At 36.9% G+C, this 945-nt stretch carries 2 protein-coding genes; one reads left to right on the top strand and one right to left on the bottom strand.

What is annotated here, in order from left to right:
• A partial coding sequence (locus OXU73_02060; GenBank protein MDD9868090.1) for a hypothetical protein occupies positions 1 to 335 on the top strand: 335 nt, incomplete at its 5' end.
• 2 nt (positions 336 to 337) lie between these two features.
• On the opposite strand, the gene OXU73_02055 is transcribed toward OXU73_02060, so the two are convergent.
• Positions 338 to 945, bottom strand: a 608-nt coding sequence (locus OXU73_02055; protein ID MDD9868089.1) for an undecaprenyl-diphosphate phosphatase, incomplete at its 5' end; no start/stop codon positions are given.

Genomic DNA, 945 nt, shown 5'->3' with positions numbered 1-945 from the left:
CTTTTGATCTGAAAGAAATAAAAAGTTTTGATATTTTGGTAGAAATAAGAAAAGTGTTGGGTCGCAGAATAAAACTTGACTGGGTTGCAGACGGAACCCTTGGAATAAAGAAATCTGGCACCGGGCGTGAAGCTGTGGAGTGGTATAAAAGCGGTGAAATTGAAAAACTCAGAGAGTATTGCTTAAAAGACGTAAAAATAACAAAAGATATTTTTGATATATTGTATGAGACAGGCGTTCTTAAATACAAAGATTTAAATGTTAATCACGAGATAAAGTTTGATATAAATTGGGAGCAGATAGAGCCGCGGATAAAAAGCGCAAGATTGTTTTAAAATTAAAGAAAATAAAAATATATTATACCTGCCAACACGATTCTATATATAGCAAACGGATAAAGTGTTACTCTGTTAATAAATTCTATTGACGGACGAAGCAACACAGATATGAGTATAAAAACAATGAGTGAAGAAAAAATGGTGTCAGGTGAAAAATAATGAGATGAACCTCCATTAAAAACAAATTCCACCAAAGACGAAACCAATAAAACTGGTATCGCGAGAAGAAAAGCAAACTCAATCGCTTTTTTCCTTGAGAAACCCGCAAACATACCACCTGCTATACTCATACCAAGCCGTGACATACCGCTTTGAAGCGCCATAACTTGAAACAGCCCTGCCCCTACTGCCCCTTGTGTTTTTGTCACCTCCCTTTCTTTTGCAAAAATCTCCGCGCTTATCAAAACAAAAGAACCAATCAAAAGTGCCACAGGTATTGAAACAAATGGGGATTGAATACTAAGCGCCGCCACAAAACCACCAACCACAAATATGGGAATGCTTCCTATCAATATCGGCACTGCTGAATTTATATCAACAAACCATTTTTTTATATCCCCCCTAAACACAAAAGCAATAGCAAGCGCAGATGCCACATTCAGCATTG

Source organism: Candidatus Campbellbacteria bacterium (assembly GCA_028817035.1).
In the GTDB taxonomy this organism is placed as follows: Bacteria; Patescibacteriota; Minisyncoccia; order Phycocordibacterales; family JABAAK01; genus JAPPQH01.
This window is presented reverse-complemented; position numbering and strand designations above follow the sequence as displayed.